Origin of the sequence: Microbispora sp. NPDC049125, assembly GCF_040802045.1 — a bacterium.
Classification (GTDB): domain Bacteria; phylum Actinomycetota; class Actinomycetes; order Streptosporangiales; family Streptosporangiaceae; genus Microbispora.
Genome location: NZ_JBEZDW010000048.1, coordinates 13,510 through 35,734, shown reverse-complemented (window position 1 = coordinate 35,734; position 22,225 = coordinate 13,510). Strand labels below are relative to the sequence as shown.

The window sequence follows — 22,225 nt, the reverse complement described above, 5'->3', positions numbered from 1 at the left end:
AGGCCGAGCCCGCCCTTGTCGTTGGAGAGCCCTCCCCGGGGATGGGGCGGCCCTTCGGTAGCCCGCCGCCTTCTCACCCCACGGTGACGACGACCTTCCCGGCGGGGTGGCCTTCGGCGAGGTAGCGGATGGCGTCGGGGGCGTCGGCGAGGGCGTATGTGCGGTCGATGACCGGGGTGACCGCGCCGGATTCGATCAGCCGCGTGAGCTCGTCCAGCTCCTCGGCGCGCTCCTTGGAGATCAGGCCGCGCAGGTGCCGGCCGGTGAACATCGACACGAAGGGGGCGCGCAGCTGGCGGGTGTAGCCACCGAGCAGCCCGCCGGCGTCGTGCCCGCCACCGGCCACCACCAGCGTCCCGCGCGGAGCGAGGGCGCGTCGCAGCAGCCTCAGCGGGCGGCACCCCGCGAGGTCGATGACCACGTCGTGGCACGCCCCGTCGCGGTCGACCTCCTCACGGGTGTAGTCGATCACCTCGTCGGCGCCGAGCGACCGGACCAGTTCCACCTTGTCCGCACCGCACACACCGGTCACACGCGCGCCGGACGCCTTGGCGATCTGCACCGCGAACGACCCGACGCCGCCGGCCGCGCCGACGACCATGACCTTCTGCCCCGGCCGCACCCGGCCGCCGTCGCGGACGCACTCCAGCGCGGTCACCCCGGAGATGGGCACCGCGGCGGCCTGCTCGAACGACAGGTTGGACGGCTTGAGCGCGAGCCGCCTGCCGGAGGCGGCCGCGTACTCGGCGAAGGTGCCGCCCACGCTGGTGCCGTACACCTCGTCACCGGGCTTGAAGCCGTTCACGCCGGAACCGGTCGACACCACGACCCCGGCCAGCGCCCGGCCTCGCACCGCCACCCTGGGTCTGGTCAGCCCGAAGACGACACGCGCGCCGTACGGCCGGCCGGTCATGCAGACCCACACGCCCGGGTCGACTCCCGCGGCGCGCACCTGGACCAGCACCTGGTCCTCCCCGATCGACGGCCGGTCCACCTCGCGTAGCCGGAGCACATCGGCCGAGCCGTACACGTCCTGAGCGATCGCTTTCATTTCGTCCCCTCCAGGGGGTTGGGGTATTGGAAGACCTCGTCGAGCGGAACCTTGAACACGCGGGCGATCTGGAAGGCCATCTCCAGGGACGGCGAGTACCGGCCCTGCTCGATGGCGATGACGGTCTGCCGGGTCACACCGAGGCGCTCGGCCAGCTCGGCCTGGGTCATCTCGTCGTGCGCGAAACGCAGCGTCCGGATGCGGTTCGTCACACGGGTCGGCTTCACCACCGAGGGAGGCTCCCGCCGTACACGACGACCTTGGTGACGTTGCCCAGGAGCGACGACAGCGCGAAGCAGAGGTAGATCACGTTGGCGATCCAGAACCGGTCCCACCCGGCCACGGCCATGAGCATCGCCGCGACCGCGCCGATCACCACGAACGACTGGCCGACGTGGTCGCCCAGCCGCCCGATCTCCCGATCCCGTACGTCCTTGACCAGGGACGCCTTCGGGTTCACCGCACCGATCACGACCTCGGCCACGATCGTGGCGACGATGGCCGCCCCGATGCTCCACAGCAGCGCCGCGGCGTAGGGCGCCTCGGTCAGCGGCCGCCCACCGGTCCGGCCCAGGACCACGGCCACATACCCGCCGTACGCGGCGACGGTCACCACCAGCCGGATCCACGCCCGTCTCTGCTCGAGTGTCATGTGCCATCTCCCGGGATGTAAAGAATCTTCGACATCACCAAAGTAGCGAATCTTTGACCTCGTGTCTAGAAAGTTTTACATGCGATCCGCGGCGAGGGCAGGCTCGAGCGTGGATCCGCCGGCCGGGCGAGGGCTTCCCACTCGCGTCCCCAGGGTCCGCGCTGTGGCCGAGACGCCCGGAAGGGCCATCGGCGGATGTCGGGCGTCCCCGAAACTTTCATCACCACGGACCGGCCCCTGGCCGGCCGGACCGGGTATGTGGCCAGGCCAACGCCGCCTCTGTCTCACGTGGCGGAGCGCAGGTCCTCCGCGATTCTCCCGATTCATTGACAGCCCGGCAGAGCCAGCCCGACACTTTCGCCATCGGCCCGATACTTTCGACAGCAATTTCGACATCGACGCAGCTCGACCGCTGTCGATCCGGGTCACCCGCCGCGACCCGGTCCTCCGCTCGCCGACCGCACGACGACCGGCCAACCTCCGCCGCGTTGTACGTCGCCGACGCCCGGTGGCCGTGACCCCGGCCACCGGCACAAGCCTCACCGGGTCGTGCTCGCCGCCTGGCTTCCCGCCAGCCTTACGAGGAGGAAGAAACGCACATGAACGACTCCCCAGCCCAACCGAGGAGCCGCGGACGCCGCCGCGTCGTGAGGCAGCTCATGCGCGGCGCCTGCGCCGCGGCGCTGGTCCTTGTCTCGGCGGTCCTGCCCGGCACGGCCCACGCCGACACGACCATCACCTCGAACCAGACCGGCACCAACAACGGCTACTTCTTTTCCTTCTGGACCGACAGCCCCGGGACGGTCTCCATGACCCTCGGATCCGGAGGGAATTACAGCACCTCATGGCGCAACACCAATAACTACGTCGCCGGGAAGGGCTGGAAGCCCGGCGGCCGCAAGAGCGTGAGCTACTCCGGCAGCTTCAACCCGTCCGGAAACTCGTATCTGTCTCTCTACGGCTGGACGACGAACCCGCTCGTGGAGTACTACATCGTCGACAACTGGGGCACGTACCGGCCCACGGGAACGTACAAGGGCACGGTCACCAGTGACGGCGGCACGTACGACATCTACGAGACGACGCGTTACAACGCCCCCTCGATCATCGGCAACGCGACCTTCAACCAGTACTGGAGTGTCCGGCAGTCGAAGAGAACGGGCGGGACGATAACCACCGGCAACCACTTCGACGCGTGGGCCCGCTATGGAATGAACCTGGGCAGCTTCGATTACATGATCCTCGCGACAGAGGGATATCAGAGCAGCGGGAGCTCGAACATAACGCTGAGCGGCTCCAACCCGTCGCCGTCGCCGTCGCCCTCGCCCTCGCGTTCCCCCTCCCCCTCGCCTTCACCGTCGCCGTCGCGTTCCCCCTCGCCGTCCCCATCGGCCTCGCCTTCACCCTCACCCTCGCCCACCGGAGGGAACGGCGCCTGCCGTGTGTCCTACACCAAGAACGAGTGGAACACCGGCTTCACGGCCGACGTCTCCATCACCAACACCGGCAGCGGCACGATCAACGGCTGGACACTGACCTGGTCCTTCTCCGGCGGCCAGCAGGTCACCAGCGGCTGGAACGCCGCCATCAGCCAGAGCGGCTCGTCGGTCACCGCCCGCAACATGTCCTACAACGGCTCGCTGGCCCCCGGCGCCGGCACCTCGTTCGGCTTCCAGGGCACCCACACCGGCAACAACCCCAATCCCTCGGCGTTCAGCCTCAACGGCTCGGCCTGCGCCACCGGCTGACCGGCCCCTCCCCGCACGGTGGAACCCGGATGCGGGGAGAGCAGCCTGAGTGACGCCCGGGGCGGCGACCGACCGTCCCGGGCGAGCCGCGGCCGTATCCCCGGGCAGGGGCGGGAGCTCATACAACTCCCGCCCCTGCCCGGCGGACGGGCGTGACCGTGTACGCCGGCCACGGTCTCTGTGGGGTGCGGAACCACCGGCCTTGAGGCGCGGAGAGGATGGATGATCTCTTCTCTTCACAGCCGGCGCTAACCTAACCGGATGATCCTCGATGGAGATCGCGATTTTCCCCCGGCGCTGACCGCCGTGGCCGGAGTCACGTTCGAATTCACCAGGGACGGCGGGGTGGATTACGAGCCCTACGAGGAGTTTCCCTCTACGGAGGAGACCACTGCGTGGTTCCGGGCCTGGACGGGGAACGCTGAAGTCAGCGGTGACGCCTTCCGCGTGTTCGGCCAGGACGGTACGGGTGGCCTTGCGGCGTTCTGGCTCGTTCTCCCGGAGAAGGGGCTTGCCGATCAGCCGATCGTCTTCTTCGGGTCGGAGGGCGATCGTGGAGTGATCGCCCGTGACCTGGGCTGCTACCTCTGGTTGCTGGCCGACGGCTTCGGCCCCTTCGAAGCCGTCGCGTTCCCTGACCAAAGCTCGCGCCCCAATCCTGAGATGACCGCCATTGCCGAGCAGTACGCACCCGATCTCAGGAAGCCCGCGAAGACGGTGATCAGGGAGGCTGCGGAGGAGTTCCCCCACTTCAATCGCATGATCGAGGAGCTCTGCCGCTAATCGGCCGGCGACCTCAATTCAGGACGACGGCGGGAGAGCGGACGCATGGAGGTCACTTATGACGATGTCGCCTGGCTCGCCCGTGACTACTCGCTCCTCGGCATTTGGTGTCTGACTTTTGTTCGTGAACTCGACGAGGCGGCTGCGCTTCGGCGCGTGGGCGTCGAAGAGGGGAGTATCCGGCCGCTTACCTATGGGGAGCTGATGGATGAGTGGCCGTTTCCCCCTACCCCCTAACAAGGTTTTGGCGGGACGTCTGGGTGGCTGGACCGTGCTCATCGAGGTGTTCGGCTGGAAGGCGTTGGACGCCTTGCAAGCGCTGTCGGTAGGGACGGAGGCCGTGTCGGTGCGGAGGCACGATGACTCGTCTGACCGCTTCGCCTATGCCGTCGACGGAGAACAGGTGACCGCCTTCGATCCCATGATTCCCGCATGGCGGTATGGAACCGATCCGGATCGGCTGGTGGAGCTGATGAGGGACGTTGGCTTTGATCCTGCGTACGAACCCAGCGTCGAAGACGACGAAGCGGATGAGAACGAGGAGGGAAGCTTCGATCGCCCGACAGTGGACGGAGCTTTGATGCTCGCGGCGCGATTGACCGGGGTCATATTGACTCCGGACGTCTTGGATGGGCCGTTGCTGGGAGCCGATATAGCGGATCACTGGTCTCAGGACTGACGCCGGCGGCGGGGGATGATCGGCGAGTTCGTCAGGTACGGCGTGGTGGGCGTGTGGCGGGGCGGCCGGAGCCGCCGCCGACCGGAATCGGCTCCCAAGGCACCACGCTCAGACGGCGAGCCGGCGACCGGCCGCGGTGCGCCCCGCCACCGCTCACGACTTCAGCGTGAGCCTCTTCCTCGACGCACCCGGGAACACGACGACCAGGTGCTCCTCCCCTGCATCGCCGACTCGCACGTAGACACGGAGCCGGTAGCGGCCCTTCCCCGCGATCGCCAGGTTCGGCATCGGGGCACCCGCGCCCACGTCTCCGCCGCCCATCTCCGGCACGGTGAGCTCGCCGCCGCGGCTGACGATCGGCACCTCGTTGACGTAATCCCACCCGGCCACGCGCTGTGGCGGCGCGGTACGGAAGGCCTTCACCGTAAGGCAGAGATCGACGACGTCTTCGACATGCCCGACGAGCACCGCGCTGCCGGCCACCCCGATGAAGGCGCTGTCGTCGTAGGACCTGTTCGTCGCCTGCTCCGCCGCCTCCTCGGCCGCTTCGTCCTTGGGGTCGTAGACCAGATAGCCGGGATCGCCGTCGACGAAAAGGAAGTAGTTGGCCGTGGCCTGGACCACACCCTTCGTCCGGGGCCACGGGTCGCGGCACTTCGCGTTCTCCTTGGCGATGTAGGCGGTGTTGGCCGCCTCCGTCTCCTTGGATGACCGCAGCAGCTCGGGATGGGTCGCGCCGACGATCTCGGGGCAGACGTAGACGAGGTCCCACACATCCGCGCCCCAGGCGGGCCGCGCGCTCCCGGCCCGCGTCAGAATCGCCTTCTGCTCGTCGCGGTCCTTCGCACGGCACAGCGCCCGCCCGTACGCGAGGATCTCCTGGTCCGACAGGCTGTCCGGAAACATGGGCGGGACTCCGCTGTCCGTGCTCCGCGCCCGGCACAGGAACGCGTCGTCGCGTTCCGCTGGTTTGAGGTCGCCGAAGCTGGGCCGGTCATAGCAGTCCATCGACCAGCCGGTGTAGGTGAGGCGCGGGGTCTGCTCCGGGTGGATCATCGCGATGATCGGCAGCACTGCCAGGGCCGCCACCGCGACGCGGATCAGGCGCCGCCGCGCAGGCGGAAGGTCCGCCGGGCGGCCCTCAGCGGGCAGTTCACGGGCGGTCGCCGCGAGCCACACGGTGATGACGAGCCCCACCGCGTCCATCATGATCTCCATCGTCAAAGTGCCGATGGAGATCCTTCCGATGAGAATGCTGAACGGGATCCCCAGCGCGCAGACGCCCGCCGACAACCACCCGGCGACCTGCGTGCCGCGACTCCACCGGCCGTCGCGCCGCTGCCCGACGACCGTGATGACGGTCGCCGCGAGTCCACCCAGCATCAAGCCCAGTTCGACGATGCTGCCCCGCCCAAGCTCTGGGAGGTCGAGTTCGTCGAGCAGTTCGTTGGCCATCCCGGCCAGCTCGACCGCGAACATCGCTCCGGCCGCCGCGCGCAGCATGCGGGACCGCCAGCGGATGACGAGCAGGTAGAGGACGTCGATAGCGGTCCACAGCGCGAGCTGGAATGCCGCATCGACCGCGTCCGGGAGCAGCGCGATCGGGCACCACAGCACGAGGACGTACGCCACCGCCAGATACAGCAGCCGGCGCAGCGCCTTCGTCCGGCGGTCCAGCGGTCCCGGCAGGGGGGCACGCAGGATCAGCCACAGGAGTGCGGCCTTCACCATTGCGGCCACGAGCAGCGCCACAGCCGTCTGTGCGTCAAAACCGCCGGGCGCGTAATACTTCACATAGACCGGCGGCGACCATTCGGCGGCCACCCATAGCCAGGCGTCGCCGAGCACCAGACCCGCGACCGCCGCCGCTAGAACCAGACTTACTAATCCGGTCCTGATAATCCGCCAGGAACCACCCGAAAGCATGGGACGCGATCTTAGTGCGGCACCGCCGTACGAGCGGACACAGCGGAACGAGCGGCTCCATGATCTTCGACGCGATGCGGTTACGCGACGGCAGCCTGGACATCGGCCGCGCTCTCCGCCACCACGATCACCGCGGGCACCAGCTCGTGATTCAGGTTGAAGACGGCGCGTTCGTCGTCGTATGCCGCGTCGCCCGGCAGCAGAACCGAACCTGCCACTGCGGCCACGAGGGCCGCGGCATCCTCCGGAACGACCGGCGGCAGGGACGAATCGTCGAAAGCCATGACATACATCCTGTTACTAGTGCGAATATTTCGGAGCCGAGACAACCGGACGGGCCGGTGTCACCGTCTCTCCCCAGGCGGGCAGTACAGCGGGCGGCTGTCGTACTCCATCGGGTTCACCCTCACCGAGGAGCTCCAGCAGACGATCCTTGCCCTGCCCGAGCAGGCGTGGACGCCCGCCTACGACGCCGAGGGCCAGGTACGCGCCGGTGCGTGGGTCGCCGAGCTGACCGGCCTGGTGAAGCTGGAGGGCTGGCCGAAGAGGATGCGCCTGATCGTGCGCAAAGAGCACCCCCATCCGGGCGCGCGGTTGCGCTTCACCGACATCGATAGGCACCGCTTCACGTGCTTTGTCACCAACACAAGGCGGGGTCAGCTCGCCGACCTGGAGTTACGGCACCATCGCCGCGCCCGCTGCGAGGACCGCATCCACACCGCCAAGGACACCGGACTGCGCAACCTGCCGCTGCACGACTTCACCCAGAACCAGATCTGGACGGAGATCGTCGCGCTGGCCTGCGAGCTCATGGCCTGGATGCAGATGCTCGCCTTACACGAGACCCCCGCTCGCCGTTATGAGCCCAAACGGCTGCGGTTGCGCCTGTTCGCCGTCGCCGCCCGCCTGGCCCGCGGCGGACGACGCCTCCGCCTACGTGTGGCCGCGTCCTGGCCCTGGGCCCGCCAGCTGGTCACCGCCATCACCCGGCTCCAAGCCCTGCCGGCACCGACCTGACCAGCGCAGAATCATCCCTACAACCAGGAAGGACACCCCGCGGGCCCGTGGAACCCCGCCCACCGGCGCGACAGCCGGGCCATCACCCTGACCACGACCGCGAAATCACACTCCAGCCGGATAGCTCAGCCAGCCAGCGGATGGGCGCGAAAGATCGAGGCTAATGGCACATTAATGGCACGAAGCCCCGTTTCGATCATCGGAACGGGGCTCTTTTCGCAGGTGGGCGGTACTGGGTTCGAACCAGTGACCCCTCGCTTGTAAGCCAACCCAGGAAAGGGCAGGACCAGCACCTGCACCCACCCTGACCTGAGCGTACGGTGCACCGTTGTCCACCGCTGTCCGGGCTCGTCCAAGGTAATTGACACCCAGATAGTCACTCGGGATGACTGGGCCTGCGATCAGCCGGACAGCAGCGTGAAGGCATCGACGTGGCGTGGGCGCACGATTCGGAAGTGCCGATGGTCGACTGTTGCGACCTCTCTCAGCCCCAGGCGTTCGGCGGCCGCGATAACGGCGACGTACGTCTCAACGAGTTCCGCCATGCGAGGCGTCAGGGGCCCATCTCGGACTGCAGGATCTCATGGCGTTAGACGAGATCCGGCTCAGCCTCAAACGACGCAAGAAGGGAAGATCACGCTCCGCCAGGACCGGCTCGTCCAGCCGCCCACGGATCAACTCCAGAGCGGACCGTAGCTCCGGCTCCGGCAACTGGTCCACGAGATAGCGCGGCTCCTCTCGCATGGCGCTCATGCCCCCAGCCTAGGTCGGAGGCCTGGCGAGGACACGAGCATCGAAGCCAGTCAGCCTCCTGAGAGATCATCAGTAATGATCCCAGACCTTCCTCTGGGCGACAGGCCCTCCACGCTGGTTTGAGGCGGCCGATGTCGGCCGGGCATCCCAACGCCGGCGAGGAGGGCGAGTCCTCGGTGCTCTGTACGGACAGGCGCCGCCCCCACGGCGGGACGAGAAGATCATCCCTGGGCGCTGACAGCCTCCTGTCCGACCGTCGCGGGGGTACGGTGCGGCCGCCCCCGCAGGGCGAAGGTGCCGATGGCGAACAGCGCCGCGAAGAAGACGCCGTCGGGCACCAGGAACCAGGCTCCGGGCAGCCCGAGGGCGCCGAGGAGGCACGAGACGATCAACGCGATCCCGATCCACCACGGCAGCATCCGCGCCCTCAGCACAGCGATGCCGAGGCAGATCGAGCCGACGACCAGCGCCAGGAGCGCGACACCCTCGAAGACCGCGAAGCCCGCCGGCTCCTGTGCGGGGATGCCGCCGTGGCCGACCAGATAGGGCTTGACGAACGCCTCAGTGGTGCCCTCGCCGATGTTGAGCATCATCAGCGCGGCGAATATGCCGACGTAGCCGACGATGTGCAGCTTCGGCGCACGCCCGGCGAAGGTCAGGATCACCGGCAGCCCCAGTGCGACGATGACGTCCCCGACCAACGCGATCCCCTCGAACAGAGCCCAGTTCTGGTACCGGAACACCTCGTCGCCGCTGCCCGGCGCGAGCAGGTTGGCGGCGAGGTAGCCCACCTCCGCGACGATCGTGCCGATGATGAGCGCCCATCCGGCGAGGCGTCTCACGTTCACGGTCATGGTCTCCTCCATGGTTTGCAGCGCCAGGCGCTGTGCGCGATGCCGTCCGTCGGCGGCGCGTCCTCAGCGTCGGTCCTGCGCACCCGCGGCGTCGTCGTACCGGGGTCGGCGCCGGTTCATACCTCGGTCCCGAACCTCGCTGCCGGAAATGCGACCTGCGGATGACGCCACGCGAGCGCGCCCGCAGTAACTTGCGGGTGTGATGGACGTGACAAACCCGGTCCGGACCCGGGTGGAGTCGCCGGCGCGTGCGTGGCTGCGGCACAGGTCGGCCGAGCTGCTCCCCGACGCGCTGCTCGCCCTTGTGATCACCGGCTTCGCCCAGGCCGATCTTGCGTTCCATCTCGACAACTCGACGCCGTACGGCCCGATGCCGGCCGTGGTCGTCTGCACGCTTGTGGCGACCTCGATTCTGGCGTTGCGCCGGGTGACGCCGCTCGCCACGGCCGTGATTCTCGCGGTCGCGATCGCCGGGCCGATGCTGGCGACTCCGCTGACGGTCACACTGTGGGGCGACTTCCTGCCCATCCTGGTCGCCACCTACTCGGTGGCCCGGCACAGTGTGTCGGCGCGGGCCTTCATCGGCGTAGCGGCCGTCGGCGTCGGCTTGGTCGTAGTCTTCCTGCGCAATCCGGAGTCCGGCACCGTCGGCAACATCCCGTTCATCGCGGTGCCGCTGGCGGTGTGCTTCGTCGCCGGCCGGGTGCTGCGTGCCCGCGCCCGTAGCCACTCCGACGACCGCGCCCGGACCCGGCAACTGGAGGCCGAGCGTGAGGAAGCGATCCTGGTCGCGCTTGCCGACGAGCGCGCCCGCATCGCGCGCGAGCTGCACGACATCGTGGCCCACTGCGTCAGCGTCATGGTGGTCCAAGCGGGCGCCGCCGAGGACCTGCTCGACCGCGACCCGCAGAAGGCGCGAGCACCGCTGCGTTCGATCCAGGAAACCGGACGGCAGGCCGTCGGTGAACTCGGGCGCATGCTCGGCCTGCTGCGCGGGGAACGGGCCAAGCTCGCGCTCAAGCCGCAGCCGGGCGCGGCCGACCTGGCCGAACTGGTCGACCACATGGCCGCGATCGGCCTGCCGGTCGAGCTCACAGTGGAGGGTTCGAGCCTTCCGCTCCCACCCGGCGTGGACCTGACCGTCTACCGGATCGTGCAGGAGGCGCTCACCAACGTGCTGAAACACGCCGCGCCGACCACCGCGCACGTCAGGTTGCACTACGACGATCAGTCCGTACAGGTAAGCATCCGCGACACCGGGAGAACAGGCGGGTCGGGCGGAGCCGACACCAACCGCGTCGGGCACGGCCTGATCGGCATGCGGGAACGGGTCGGGCTCTATGGTGGCTCGCTTGAGACAGCGGGCACGCCCGGCGGTGGCTTTACCGTGACGGCACAGTTGCCGCTGGAGGCGGGCCAGCGATGATCAGGGTCCTGCTCGTCGACGACCAAGCCCTCGTACGCGGCGGCTTCCGCTCGATTCTGGAGGGTCAAGACGATATCGAGGTGGTTGGCGAGGCGGTCGACGGCATCGAGGCCATTGACCGGGGGTCCGTGCTGCAGCCCGACGTCATCCTCATGGACATCCGTATGCCGCGCCTGGACGGCATCGAGGCGACACTCCACCTGCTGAACGGCGGCACCTGCCGGGCGCGCATCCTCATACTCACGACATTCGATGAGGATGAGTACGTTTACCAGGCGCTACGGGCGGGGGCGAGCGGCTTCCTGCTCAAGAGTGCACCGCCGCGCGAGCTGGCCGGGGCCGTCCGTACGGTCGCCGCGGGCGAGGCACTACTGGCACCAGAGATCACACGGCGAATGATCGAGGATTACGTCCGCCGCCCCCGGCCGGGCTCTGACCGCCCAGCCGGGCTCAAGACGCTGACCCCGCGGGAACTCGAGGTACTGAGGCTCATCGCCCGAGGCTGCTCCAACGGAGAGATCGCCGCCGAGCTTTACCTTAGCGGGCCAACGGTCAAAACCCACGTGACCCGCATCCTCGCCAAGCTGGGTCTCCGCGACCGAGTCCAGGCCGTAGTCTTCGCCTACGAATGCGGCCTCGTCCACCCCGGCCGCTGACCACGGCCATGCACCAGACGCACCACTGCGCCGAAGAGGATCAACCCGCGAGGTGTCCGCGACATCCAGCCGATCCTGTCCGCGTTGACCGGCGACGTCCGCTGCGGCGGCCGAGTGGTGGCGAGGTGGCCGGTCGGCGCAGCCGAACATCACGTTCTGCGAAACCAGCCCCTACACCGCAACCTTGGTGTCATCGACAGGCTGGCCAAGGCCGGTCCGGCTTTGGGCCGTCCGCTCATGGACACCTTGGAAGACGACGACCTGAACAATTTGAAGGAATTGCGCCCGCTCCCGAAGCCGCTCAGAGATCCGGATGACCGGAGGCAGGGCTCTTTTCGCAGGTGGGCGGTACTGGGTTCGAACCAGTGACCCCTCGCTTGTAAGTCAACCCAGGAAGGGGCGGGACCAGCACCGGAACCCGCCCTGACGTGGGCGTACGGTCCACCGTTGTCCACCGACATCCGGGCTCGTCCACAGCGATTGTCACCCAGATAGTCACTCAGGACGACCAGGCCTCCGATCAACCGCGAGGCATCTTCAACGCCTCCGCATGCGTGGACAGTGCTCCAAGGGTACGTCGTTGGCGCTGATCTTATCTTTGCCATGGCCATGCCGCACCAGCCCTTCACCTGTACAACTGCATGGTGAACATCGAACGTGATACCTCGCTGAGATGATCAGAAGTGGGACGGCGCTGGGCGCCCTCGGCTCGCTGCTGGATAGGTCGCTCGTACAGATCACGGAAGCGTCAGCAGACGGGCGGACGTACGACCGGCAAGCGATCTACAAGGTCGCGGACGTGTGGGACAACAACACCTTCCCTCTGTTCCATGCTGCGACCGCCTTCACCTCCGTCGGGCGGGAACGGCGTGCCCGCGCTGCCCTCGCATGGATGGCCGATCTCGGATCGAAGCGGCGAAGCTGGATGGTCGAGCAGGCCGAGATGGCAGGGCACCCGCTGGAGCGCTTCCTGCCGCCATCGGTTCCGGAAACTCCACACCTAAGGGACTATCTGGGGCGGGTGAGGCCGACGTTCAGCCGGCTTACCGCCGAAACTGCACTCGAACTCGGAACCGACTATGACCTGGCCGCCGCCGAGGTCCGCACCCTAATGCTCGAACGTGTCGGCACTCGGTTGAATGGGTCACTCGTACTGGCCGCCCCGCGCCGCTATGAAGCTGGCCAACAGGCGGGAGAACCGCTCAGGTTGAACCTGTGGCTGGAGGATGTCACCGATGTACGCTTTGACTCCGCCGACCGGGAGGGAATCGCCCTACATAGCGAGGCGGAGGGGATAGTGATTGGCGTCGGCGCGAGCGGAGAGCTACGCGCGACCAGCGGCGCCGCGAACCCCGATGACCGGTCCTGGCATCTTTCCACTGCCGGCCGGACCGCCGACCGAAAGACCCCACCCCGTGAGGAACAAACCCGCCGCACACCTGAACGACGGCGACCATACCCAGAGGGCGCCGTCCTGGTCGCCGCCAGGATTTTGCACAGTGTGATGCTGGAGATCCGCATGGTCCGCTATGCCCACCTCGCCGATCGGATCCCCGTGCGGTTGCTCGCGAGCGCACTCGCCGGCGCGGGGGCGGACATCCTGGCCGCAGGCGCCCTCCGAGGTAGTCGCCGCGAGAAGGCATTCCACAACCTGATCGAAACCTGGATCAAGAAGGGTGGCTCCGCCCTGGCACCCTGGTTCACCGGTGAACTACGTCGTGTCACCCGCGAGGAGCGACTCCCGGACACCACCAAAGCATGGAGCGAAGGAATCACCACACCAGAGGCGAAGCACCCGCGCCTCGTTACGGCATCGGATCTCGACCTGTCCCCACAGGGCGAGCTCCGGCTCGCCAAGTACACGGTCGCACGCACCCGTCATGAGACGCCGCAAGACCCCGTCGCCGTCATAGTTCTAGCCCATCCTGAACAGGACTCCCCCAATCGGCCTTGGCAGCTCCGTGCTCTCACGATCGATAATGTGAGCCGGTTCCGACTGCGGGCCGATGCCTTCGACGGCCCACACGAATTGCGGGCAGTCGGGGGGACACCCGGCGTGGAGTCTCTGATCCTCGGCCGCGACTTCCTCGATGTTCACGGGGGAAAGCCCGGCCTTGACGCGCCAGCAGGCTGAGACGCTCGCGCGCCCTCCTCTCCATGTTCTGAGGGGCAGGATTCGAGATCACGCGACGCTTTAGCACGCCGTCTTTAGCATGGATTCATGGCCACGATAGGCGAACGCATCCGCAGCGTCCGGAAGCGCCGGGGCCTGACTCAGCAGGGCCTCGCCGACCTTGCCGGCGTGTCCGCCTCGCTCATCCGGAAGCTTGAGCAGGACGCACGGAGAGACGTGCGTCTGGAAACGCTGCGCAGGATCGCGGTTGCCCTCAAGGTGCCGACAACCTCGCTGATGATCCGGCACGACGCGGAGCCAGCCGACGAGCAGACTCTCGACCTGTGGGGGCCGGTACGGCGGACGCTTTACGGCCTCGAGGGTCCGCCCTCAGAGGCGCCGACCCGAGAAGGACTGGGCTCAGCCCTGGAAGCGTCGATGCCGCTGTGGAAGCAGGATCGCTATTCGCAGATCGCGGCCATGCTGCCGCTGATGCTTCGGGACGCCGATGCCCTGATAGAGACGGACCCGTCTGCGCGCCACGTACGAGGCAGGCTGCTGCACCTTGTCGGCTGGCTGATGACCCAGACCCGCCAGTTCGACGAGGCCGAGTTCGCGCTGTCGCGGGCCATGGACGACATGAACGACCCGCTGGACGCGGCGGCGACAGTCAGCACCCATTGCTGGCTTCTCCTACGCCAAGGGCGACTCGACGAAGCTCGCCAGATGGCCACACAGTGGGCAGACGACGTGGAGCCGAGAATCTCTCGTGCAACGCCACACCAGTTGTCCGCCTGGGGCTGGCTGCTGCTTCGCTCTTCCGCCGCCGCCATCCGGGACAACCGGCCCGGTGAGGCCGATGACACGATCCGTCTTGCGCGAACCGCGGCCGTCGCCATGGGACGCGACCTGACACCGGACGAGGACTTCTTGCGCACATTCGGCCCGATCACCGTCGCCATGAAGCGCGTGGAGAACGCCATGATCGAGGATCGGCCGGACAAGGTCCTCCAGCTCTCGCAGTCGATCCCGGTTACGGACCTGCGGCCCACCTCCAACAACCGGAATCGCCATCTCCTCGACGTGGCCGAGGCGCACCGCCGGATGCACCGGCGCAGCGAGGCCTTTGACATCTTGCAAGGTGTTCGACGTGATGCCCCGGAGTGGATGACTAACCAGCGATACGCCCGAGACATCCTCAAGGGAATTATCGGCAGGCGGCGTACGCTCACTGGCGAAATGCGCGACCTCGCAGACTTCGTACGGCTTGATTACTAAGTTGTGACACCGCTCGTGTCACTTCCGTTTGCAGGCATCAGGAAGTGACACGAAATCGCACTTCCCGGCTATTGTGCCCGCTCATAGCGTTGCAACATGCATCCGGCCATGACGGGATTCCACCCCATCAACGCAAGAAGGAAAACGCCCACAACGCCATCACTAGCCGCTGAGCGATTGAGCGATGAATTGGCGGCTCTCGGCATACGGACTGACGTCCACGAGGGATATGGGCTCGCCTTGGTGTCTGTGTGGGTCGAACTGGTTGTCTGGACGGATGGCCGGTGCTACCGCTGGTGGTCGGGGCGTAAGTCCGCCCGCACGCAGCGGTGGGTCTACGCGTTCGGTCCAGTCGACGACCCGGTTACGACCGCTCGCCGAATCGCCGTCCGATACAAGGATCTCCGCCAGCATCATCCGCTGTCCGCCCTGCTGACGAACAGCGCATCGTGATCGCCTCTGACAAGTGTCTGGCTCCGCATGTGCCTTTGGCTCAGCGAGGGCACCTCGAGCTGGCTTGGCACGAACCGTTCTACAGGTTCGGACGCGCCCGAGTTCTAGCTTGGACCTGCGACTGCCGGGCGACAATCTATGAGCTATGCCAGGCCGGCGGCCAAGCCTTCATCCGCAGCACCCTCCAGTCTGAGCCCCAACATGAAATCAAGGAGACCCACCGCTGGCCACTCCGCCAGGCACGTGGCGTCTGGGCTGCCTTACTCTCGGGCGAGGCACGTTAGCCACCCACTTCCGAGATTTGCGTCATCGAGAGCCAGGAGCACCGACAGACCTGGCCACACTTCCCCTGCCCCCGATAGCTGCCGACATCGTGGCCCGACCGAGGTGTCAATGCCGTCTTCGCGTGTCCATCCACCAACGACCTCTACCGCACCTTGTGCCCAACAGCAACAGACGGCGTTGACACCGACAGAGGGGCACGAATACTGAGGTAGCGGGGGCAGGGAAGAGGTGTCGGTGTCGGACCAGTCAGGTCGGCACCTCAAAGGTGATTCAGCCGGACAGATATTCCAGGACAGCAGTAGTAGCGATATTCATCATTTGTCGCGACCGCACAGGCCCCACCCACTTGGCCTGTTGAAAGTCGCTCTCGGAAGCCGCTAGGATTTTTCCGACAGTAGTGAATCCGAGCTGCTTGAGTACCCCCCTGGAGAAAGCAGTCATATCCAACTGATCGACAGAGCGATGCAGTTGGGACTTAAGAAATTCCCGCCTCTCTTCGTCCATTTTGTCGACGTCAAGTCGAGCGATCCCTTCATACAGATCATGATTGGCGCCGAACTCCATCATTCGCTTGATAGAGATATTTTTGCGTAGCCAGGTGGTGGCGGACACGGGCTCCGGCTCTGTGCCTGTCCTGGTGCCAATGTTTAGCATGTAGCGAGTTCCGATTAGGCCACGAGTAGCTACGAGACCGCTGCCAGCCTCATGAAGGATGCCACTGTAGCAGAGGAGCCGCAGGGCCTCTTTGACCGCAGCTGGCGCGTCTCGGTGAATCCAGAGAAATACGCGACTGTCGGGTCCCTCGCTTTGTCGCTGCCTCGCTCGCATCGACGGGATGACGTGAGCCTGCAGGAACTCCCTTCCCCAGTCGATCACGGCGCGGTGGCCTACATAGCGGTCGGCTAGCGCAGAGTGCTCACTCCAAATTGTCTCGCGGTAGTACTCCCTCATGACGCGCTGGGCGTTACTAGTATTTAGAGGAGAGGCTGCGGAAACCGTCTTGAGAAGGGTCCGCGGATTGCCGCTGGCCGCGAACGCTAGAGCGTCAAACACTTCCCCATTCTTCTTCACCTGAGCAAGCAGGCTCGGATCCTGGCGAAGCACTATCTCGCGCATAGCGTTCAGATATTCTGAATCTAGAATATCTCGATTGACATTGATCAGTTCCGCATCGTGGCTCAACTGGAAGGAGTCACCGAAGTAGGTAACACCAGGATAGACCGCCGCCTTGACTGAGAGATAAGGACTACGAAGATCTCGCATCAGAGTGAAGAATTGCCGTTGCTGCTCCGGAATGAAGACATGCGCGGCTTCATCCACCAGAAGAACGACCCTCTTGACCTTGGTCTGAAGGCATAGGTCCTCTACTGCGTCCTTGATCACTTCTGGATCGATTCCAGAGTCAATTTCAGATAATGCAACCTCGTTCTTCCAAGCGTCCTCCAACTCCTCCTCTAACTTCTGCAGGCGGATCTGAGTTCCTTCGTCGGTCCCGTCCCGTGACAACGTGGCAAAAATAGTGCTTCGTTGGTGAAGCGCTCCCTTCTTACGCGCCTCGCGAATCACCCTGTTGCAGATCTTTGCCAGCATCCAATGCTTGAATCGCTCGGGATTAGAGGTCTGAAGCAATCCCGCCTTGTTGAAAGTTACATAAACAGCAAGGATCCGCGAGTCAGGGAATGAGTCATCTATTTCCTTTTGGGCCACCTTCAGAAGGAAAGACTTACCAACGCCTCTCGCACCTTGCAAGACCACCGTTTTCTTGCTCTTCAGCTTGTCGATCGTCTGCCGATCCATGCTGGTCTCTACGAAATAGTCGCCGACCTCTTCAAGGGTGAGGTCTTCTGTCCGGAAGTTAAGCTCGCTCACGCCTCCGACCTTTCCTTCTCCACGGGTAGACCCAACAGCGTTCGGATTGAAGCTAAGTGTGAGAAATGATCCTCAAGCGAGGCCTCAACGGCCTGTTTCTGGAACTTACTCAGATCCTTATAGTACCTGACCATGAAGCAATGAATCATCGAACCAAGGATGGACGCCGCAACCGATAACCACTCTTTCATCAGCTCCTCTTTGAATGAGATATCCGGAGGAAGCATTTGAGATGCCGCAACATTGCCATGAATGTATTCCGAACATCTCCGATACGAGTTTTTCAGACTGGCGACCATCTCTCCTTGTTCAGGAATTGCCTCTGGACAGAACTCCCAAAGAAAGGCGGTTGAATATATCCCATCTTCGCTGGAGATGATTGCCGACCAGCTTATATCAAGCTTGCCATTGATCCACTGGCGTCGCTTGAACTCTAGGGAACTTAGATAAGCGGCACCTGCCGTCACTTCGAGAAATGACCTTAGGCTCGAAAATGCTTGGCGATACAGACCGCTCATAGCGGCATAGAATGCGAGCCCAAAGTCCTGATGAGCGGATCGCAACTGCTGCACTTCTGGACGCTCGCCCAGGACATGCAGCCACACAGCAAAGTCGGCCTCTAGATGCAATACTCTGTTTATCTCCTGCTCTACTGACTTCGCCGCTTGTTCGATATGATCCATGCAAGCCTTATGTAGCTTCAGCATGGTCACCTGAACACTGTGCGCGTTTGCAGCGATTCGCTCCGTCACGAAGGCCAAATTTAGCACTGCTTGTGCTATCTGTCCTGTGCTTCTCTGCAGAGGATTGAGCCGGCTTTCCTACGTCAGTCGCGCCCCGGCGGCGCCGGCCGGGACCGGCCGGAGAGCCGCATGCCCGGCCGGCTGGCCGCCCGGCGCGCAGCGAACCGCCGCAGGCGGGTCGCCTTGAACCAGTAAAGAAATTCTGAGCCACCCAAAACGGCGGGTTCTAGATCACGAGGTCGATGCCGTTGTCGCTGAGCTCCTGCGGGGTGAGGTCGGCGGCGGGGTCGTCGGCGAGTTCGGTGTGGTGGCCGATCTCGTAGCGGTTGGCGGGGGCTTTGACCTCGGTGACCTCGATGGGGCGGCCGTTGGCGTGGGCCATGGTCCGCCGGACGATCAACAGGGCCTCGGCGTAGTCCATGGCCAGTAGGGCGCGCTCGTCTTCGTAGGCGATGCGGGCCGTGGTCAACGTCATCCATCGGACGGGGCCGTGCTCGCGGATGAGTGACTGGTAGAAGAAGCCGGAACGCTTGCGGTACTGGTGGTAGCGCTTGGGGTCGTCCCAGTCGGGGAGCATGTCGGCGTTCGTATAGGAGTTGATCTCCAGCCGGGCTGACGCACCGTGGATACGTGCGGTGTGGCCTCGGTACCACATGCTGCGGCGATGGATAACCGGGTGTCCGGGCCGGACGCCAAGCATGATCGCGATGTCGCGGTTGGCGCTGATCTTCTCGTCGGTGAACAGCGGGGCCTCGGGCTCGACATCCTTCATGGCCAAATCCCAGCCGAACTCCTGCACATCGGGATGGTTGCCAGGCGCGGCCAGGTCCGGCCGGTCCCTGTCTGTGATGATGATTGCGCGCCGCTCGGGCATGGGACGGACGAACGAGCCGCGTCCGCGCATGACATAAGCCAAGCCCTCGGAGACAAGCGTGTCGATGGCCTTGCGCACGGTGGGGCGGGAGACCTCGTACTTCCTGACCAGCTCTGGTTCGCTCGGGAGTGCCCCGCCGGGCGAGTAGCGGCCGTCAAGGATGGCGGCGCGTAGATCGGTGGCGATGATGCGCCACCGGGCGTCCTTCTCTTCGGTCTCCATGCGGTTCCCTCACTTTCCTCATCACAACTTGTACTACAGGTTGACGAGCAAGGCAACGTAAGTCAACATGTACTACAGGTAGTGATACGACCGAGGAGGTGGTAGATCATGAACGCTGACGACGAACACCCCGACTGGATGATCGACCTCGTCCGGGTCATCAACGCACCCGGCTACGACCGGTGGCGCTCGATGGTGGCCGCCACCGGCGGCTGCGCCCATCCGATCCACCTGGCCAGCGAGTCGGCCATCGTGGACGCGGGCACCGGCGAGGTCCTCCACACCTACACCACCGCAGACGAACCCGGCGGCCGGCTGCTGGTGGCCTGCGGCAACCGGCGCGCCTCAGTGTGCCCGGCCTGCTCGGAGGTCTACCGGGCCGACACCTTCCACCTGATCCGCGCTGGCCTATCGGGCGGCAAGGGCGTCCCGGAAACGGTCAGCGCCCACCCGCGAGCCTTCGTCACGCTCACCGCGCCGTCCTTCGGCCCGGTCCACTCCCACCACGAGGGACGCGTCTGCCGTCCCCGCAAGCGCACCAAGGTATGCGAGCACGGGCGCCCGGTCGGCTGCCATACCCGGCATGAGCCACGCGATGACCGGCTCGGACAGCCCATCTGCCCGGACTGCTACGACTACATCGGGGCGGTCCTGTGGCAGGCACACGCGGGCGCGCTGTGGCACCGCTTCACCCTGGCCATGCGCCAAGAGCTGGCCGCCCAGGTCGGGAGGAGCCGCCGCGCCTTCGGCGAACAGGTACGGGTCTCCTTCGCCAAGGTCGCCGAGTACCAGCGGCGCGGCCTGGTCCACTTCCACGCGGTCATCCGCCTCGACGGCCCAGCGGGAGCCCACGAGCCCCCTCCCCCCTGGGCCGATCACCACCTGCTCACACGGGCCGTCCCCCCAGCGATTGCCCGCGTCCGCCTCACCTCCCCCGCAAGCAACCTCGGCCAACGGGAGCTGACCTGGGGTGACCAGCTCGACATCCGGCCCATCCTCCTCGACGCAAACGCCGAAGGGCTCAGCGAACGGGCGGTGGCCGGCTACATCGCCAAGTACGCCACCAAAGGCGCCGAAGCCTCCGGCACCGTCGATCACCGCCTGTCGTGCCCGGCCTGCGGCGGTCGCGGACGGCGCACCCTGATCGCCTCCTGCGGTCGCTGCCAGGGCACTGGGCTCAAACCTGGCCTCCACCTGGACGCGCTCCCGGTCACCGAGTACGCCCGGCGCATGATCCGCACCTGCTGGGACCTCGGCGGACGCTCGGAGTTCGCCGACCTTCGGCTACGGCCCTGGGCGCACATGCTGGGCTTCCGGAGCCACTTCTCCAGCAAGAGCCGCGCCTACTCCCTCAAGCTCGGCCACTGGCGCCTGACCGGGATCGGCCACACCCCCGGCGAAGCGCTCATGGCCGAACACATCCGCCAGCGCGTCCAGACCGCCCGGCACATCGCGACAGAACGCGAGACCAAATGACCCCACCCCCACCCGCCGACCGGCGGCTCTCCCGCATCCCCGACGCCATGCGCCTGCTCAGCCTGAGCCGCAGCGTGATCTACGAACTCATCCGATCAGGGCGGCTGCGCTCGGTCCGCCAGGGCCGTACCCGGCTCATCCCGGCCTTGGCCATCGACGACTACATCGGCCTACTCGAACAGGAGGCACGAAAGGCATCATGACCACCAGACGCAGCAAAGGAGACGGCGGCCTCCACTAGGACGAACAACGGCAACGCTGGATCGCCTCGGTGACACTGGGCTACTCCCCTGCGGGGAAACGCATCGTGAAGAAGGCCAGCGGCAAGACCAAGACCGAAGCCAAGAGCAAACTCAAAGAGATCGTCCGCGACCACGAGGACGGGCTGGCCATCGCCCCGACCAACTACACCGTGAGCGATGCCGTCACGTACTGGCTCGCTCACGGCCTGGGCGGCCGGTCCCCGAGCACGGTCCGGATGTACACCACCTTCGCTCAGACTCACGTCATCCCAGCACTCGGCGCGCGCAAGCTGCGAGACCTGTCCGTCGAAGACGTGGACGCGTGGCTGACGAGCAGGAAAGGAGAACTCAGCACGCGCTCGCTCAAACTGATCCACGGCATCCTGAACCGGGCGGTCAGGAGCGCGATGCGCCGCGACAAGGTGAAGCGGAACGTCGTCGATCTCTGCGAGATCCCCGAAGGGCGCGCCGGTCGTCCGTCCAAGGCACTCACGATGGCACAGGCTCAGGCCATCCTCGACGAGGCGGCCAAGGCCAACCCACGCATGCGGGCGTACATCGTGCTCTCGCTGCTGATCGGCGCCCGGACCGAGGAGCTTCGCGCCCTCACCTGGCCACACGTCGTCGCCTACGACACCAAGCGGCAAGCGTGGGTCCCCGTCGCCGAAGCCGGCTGGGAGCACGAGGAGTTCGCAATCCACGTCTGGCGCTCAGTCCGGCAGAAGGGCGATACCAAGACCGTCAAGTCGCGGAGGTCCCTCAAGCTCCCCCGCCTCTGTGTAGACGCCCTTCACGCCCTGGCCGACGAGCAGACCTCCAGCGAGTACGACCTCGTCTTCCGCACGAAGAACGGCACGGCGCTCACCGCGCACAACGTACGACGCGACTTCCGCAAGTCCCTCGACGGCGCCGACCTTGGCGGTAAGGACTGGTCTCCGCGCGAGATGCGGCACAGCTTCGTCTCGCTGCTGTCCGACTCCGGTGTCCCGATCGAGGACATCTCCCGCCTCGTCGGCCACCGCAACACCGTGGTCACCGAGACCGTCTACCGCAAGCAGATCCGCCCGGTCCTCATGCAGGGGGCCGCGAAAATGGACAGCCTCTTCGAGGCATAGTCACTCACTT

20 protein-coding genes and 1 pseudogene are annotated in these 22,225 nt (G+C 65.7%); 12 read left to right on the top strand and 9 right to left on the bottom strand.

Features of this window, described 5'->3' with window-relative positions; translation table 11 throughout:
• Window positions 1–73 precede the first annotated feature (73 nt).
• The 3 genes from AB0B72_RS35755 to AB0B72_RS35745 are packed head-to-tail and all read right to left on the bottom strand — an operon-like array spanning window position 74 to window position 1,703.
• Window positions 74–1,051, bottom strand: a complete 978-nt coding sequence (locus AB0B72_RS35755; protein WP_367743914.1) for an NAD(P)-dependent alcohol dehydrogenase — start codon at window positions 1,049–1,051, stop codon at window positions 74–76.
• Complete coding sequence (locus AB0B72_RS35750; protein WP_367743913.1) at window positions 1,048–1,281, bottom strand: helix-turn-helix transcriptional regulator; 234 nt, start codon at window positions 1,279–1,281, stop codon at window positions 1,048–1,050. Before AB0B72_RS35750 ends, AB0B72_RS35755 begins: the two co-directional genes overlap by 4 nt.
• The gene (locus AB0B72_RS35745; protein ID WP_367743912.1) at window positions 1,275–1,703 is read right to left on the bottom strand and encodes a hypothetical protein; all 429 of its coding nucleotides are present in this window, start codon (window positions 1,701–1,703) and stop codon (window positions 1,275–1,277) included. Before AB0B72_RS35745 ends, AB0B72_RS35750 begins: the two co-directional genes overlap by 7 nt.
• A 599-nt stretch (window positions 1,704–2,302) precedes the next feature.
• Between AB0B72_RS35745 and AB0B72_RS35740 the strand changes: the two genes are divergently transcribed.
• From AB0B72_RS35740 to AB0B72_RS35730, 3 genes are all read left to right on the top strand, one after another.
• On the top strand, window positions 2,303–3,451 hold the full coding sequence (locus tag AB0B72_RS35740; RefSeq protein ID WP_367743911.1) for a glycoside hydrolase family 11 protein: 1,149 nt from the start codon (window positions 2,303–2,305) through the stop codon (window positions 3,449–3,451).
• Between the two features lie 261 nt (window positions 3,452–3,712).
• A complete protein-coding gene (locus AB0B72_RS35735; RefSeq protein WP_367743910.1) occupies window positions 3,713–4,234 on the top strand; it encodes an SMI1/KNR4 family protein in 522 nt (173 codons plus the stop codon).
• 271 nt (window positions 4,235–4,505) lie between these two features.
• On the top strand, window positions 4,506–4,913 hold the full coding sequence (locus tag AB0B72_RS35730; protein ID WP_367743909.1) for a DUF6461 domain-containing protein: 408 nt from the start codon (window positions 4,506–4,508) through the stop codon (window positions 4,911–4,913).
• A 153-nt stretch (window positions 4,914–5,066) separates the two neighbouring features.
• Here AB0B72_RS35730 and AB0B72_RS35725 read toward each other — a convergent pair whose 3' ends face one another.
• Complete coding sequence (locus AB0B72_RS35725; protein ID WP_367743907.1) at window positions 5,067–6,839, bottom strand: hypothetical protein; 1,773 nt, start codon at window positions 6,837–6,839, stop codon at window positions 5,067–5,069.
• 80 nt (window positions 6,840–6,919) lie between these two features.
• Window positions 6,920–7,123: a hypothetical protein gene (locus AB0B72_RS35720; RefSeq protein WP_367743906.1), complete on the bottom strand. Its 204-nt coding sequence runs from the start codon at window positions 7,121–7,123 to the stop codon at window positions 6,920–6,922.
• 94 nt (window positions 7,124–7,217) lie between these two features.
• Between AB0B72_RS35720 and AB0B72_RS35715 the strand changes: the two are divergent.
• A pseudogene (locus tag AB0B72_RS35715) lies at window positions 7,218–7,856 on the top strand (transposase); the annotation flags it as partial.
• Between the two features lie 974 nt (window positions 7,857–8,830).
• Here the strand turns inward: AB0B72_RS35715 and AB0B72_RS35710 are convergent.
• Complete coding sequence (locus tag AB0B72_RS35710; RefSeq protein ID WP_367743905.1) at window positions 8,831–9,463, bottom strand: hypothetical protein; 633 nt, start codon at window positions 9,461–9,463, stop codon at window positions 8,831–8,833.
• 202 nt (window positions 9,464–9,665) lie between these two features.
• On the opposite strand from AB0B72_RS35710, the gene AB0B72_RS35705 reads away from it, so the two are divergent.
• From AB0B72_RS35705 to AB0B72_RS35685, 5 genes are all read left to right on the top strand, one after another.
• On the top strand, window positions 9,666–10,889 hold the full coding sequence (locus tag AB0B72_RS35705) for a sensor histidine kinase (protein ID WP_367743934.1): 1,224 nt from the start codon (window positions 9,666–9,668) through the stop codon (window positions 10,887–10,889).
• Window positions 10,886–11,545, top strand: a complete 660-nt coding sequence (locus tag AB0B72_RS35700) for a response regulator (RefSeq protein ID WP_367743904.1) — start codon at window positions 10,886–10,888, stop codon at window positions 11,543–11,545. Before AB0B72_RS35705 ends, AB0B72_RS35700 begins: the two co-directional genes overlap by 4 nt.
• Before the next feature lie 84 nt (window positions 11,546–11,629).
• Entirely contained in the window at window positions 11,630–11,914 is a 285-nt protein-coding gene (locus AB0B72_RS35695) for a hypothetical protein (protein WP_367743903.1), read from the top strand.
• 304 nt (window positions 11,915–12,218) lie between these two features.
• A complete protein-coding gene (locus AB0B72_RS35690) occupies window positions 12,219–13,679 on the top strand; it encodes a hypothetical protein (RefSeq protein ID WP_367743902.1) in 1,461 nt (486 codons plus the stop codon).
• A gap of 87 nt (window positions 13,680–13,766) precedes the next feature.
• Complete coding sequence (locus tag AB0B72_RS35685; RefSeq protein WP_367743901.1) at window positions 13,767–14,936, top strand: helix-turn-helix domain-containing protein; 1,170 nt, start codon at window positions 13,767–13,769, stop codon at window positions 14,934–14,936.
• Window positions 14,937–15,944: 1,008 nt separating this feature from the next.
• Here the strand turns inward: AB0B72_RS35685 and AB0B72_RS35680 are convergent.
• From AB0B72_RS35680 to AB0B72_RS35670, 3 genes are all read right to left on the bottom strand, one after another.
• Window positions 15,945–17,543, bottom strand: coding sequence for a hypothetical protein (locus AB0B72_RS35680; RefSeq protein ID WP_367743900.1), 1,599 nt, complete (start codon window positions 17,541–17,543; stop codon window positions 15,945–15,947).
• Window positions 17,540–18,295, bottom strand: coding sequence for a hypothetical protein (locus AB0B72_RS35675; protein WP_367743899.1), 756 nt, complete (start codon window positions 18,293–18,295; stop codon window positions 17,540–17,542). Before AB0B72_RS35675 ends, AB0B72_RS35680 begins: the two co-directional genes overlap by 4 nt.
• A 217-nt stretch (window positions 18,296–18,512) precedes the next feature.
• Window positions 18,513–19,382 carry a GntR family transcriptional regulator gene (locus AB0B72_RS35670; protein ID WP_367743898.1) on the bottom strand — a complete coding sequence of 290 codons (870 nt, stop codon included), beginning with the start codon at window positions 19,380–19,382 and terminating at the stop codon, window positions 18,513–18,515.
• A gap of 108 nt (window positions 19,383–19,490) precedes the next feature.
• Here AB0B72_RS35670 and AB0B72_RS35665 point away from each other — a divergent pair, with 108 nt between their 5' ends.
• The 3 genes from AB0B72_RS35665 to xerC all read left to right on the top strand — a co-directional run bounded on the left by AB0B72_RS35665 (window position 19,491) and on the right by xerC (window position 22,215).
• On the top strand, window positions 19,491–20,858 hold the full coding sequence (locus AB0B72_RS35665) for a replication initiator (protein ID WP_367743897.1): 1,368 nt from the start codon (window positions 19,491–19,493) through the stop codon (window positions 20,856–20,858).
• A complete protein-coding gene (locus AB0B72_RS35660; RefSeq protein WP_367743896.1) occupies window positions 20,855–21,061 on the top strand; it encodes a helix-turn-helix domain-containing protein in 207 nt (68 codons plus the stop codon). The genes AB0B72_RS35665 and AB0B72_RS35660 overlap by 4 nt, the downstream gene beginning before the upstream one ends.
• A 104-nt stretch (window positions 21,062–21,165) precedes the next feature.
• On the top strand, window positions 21,166–22,215 hold the full coding sequence (gene xerC / locus AB0B72_RS35655; RefSeq protein ID WP_367743895.1) for a tyrosine recombinase XerC: 1,050 nt from the start codon (window positions 21,166–21,168) through the stop codon (window positions 22,213–22,215).
• Window positions 22,216–22,225 lie beyond the last annotated feature (10 nt).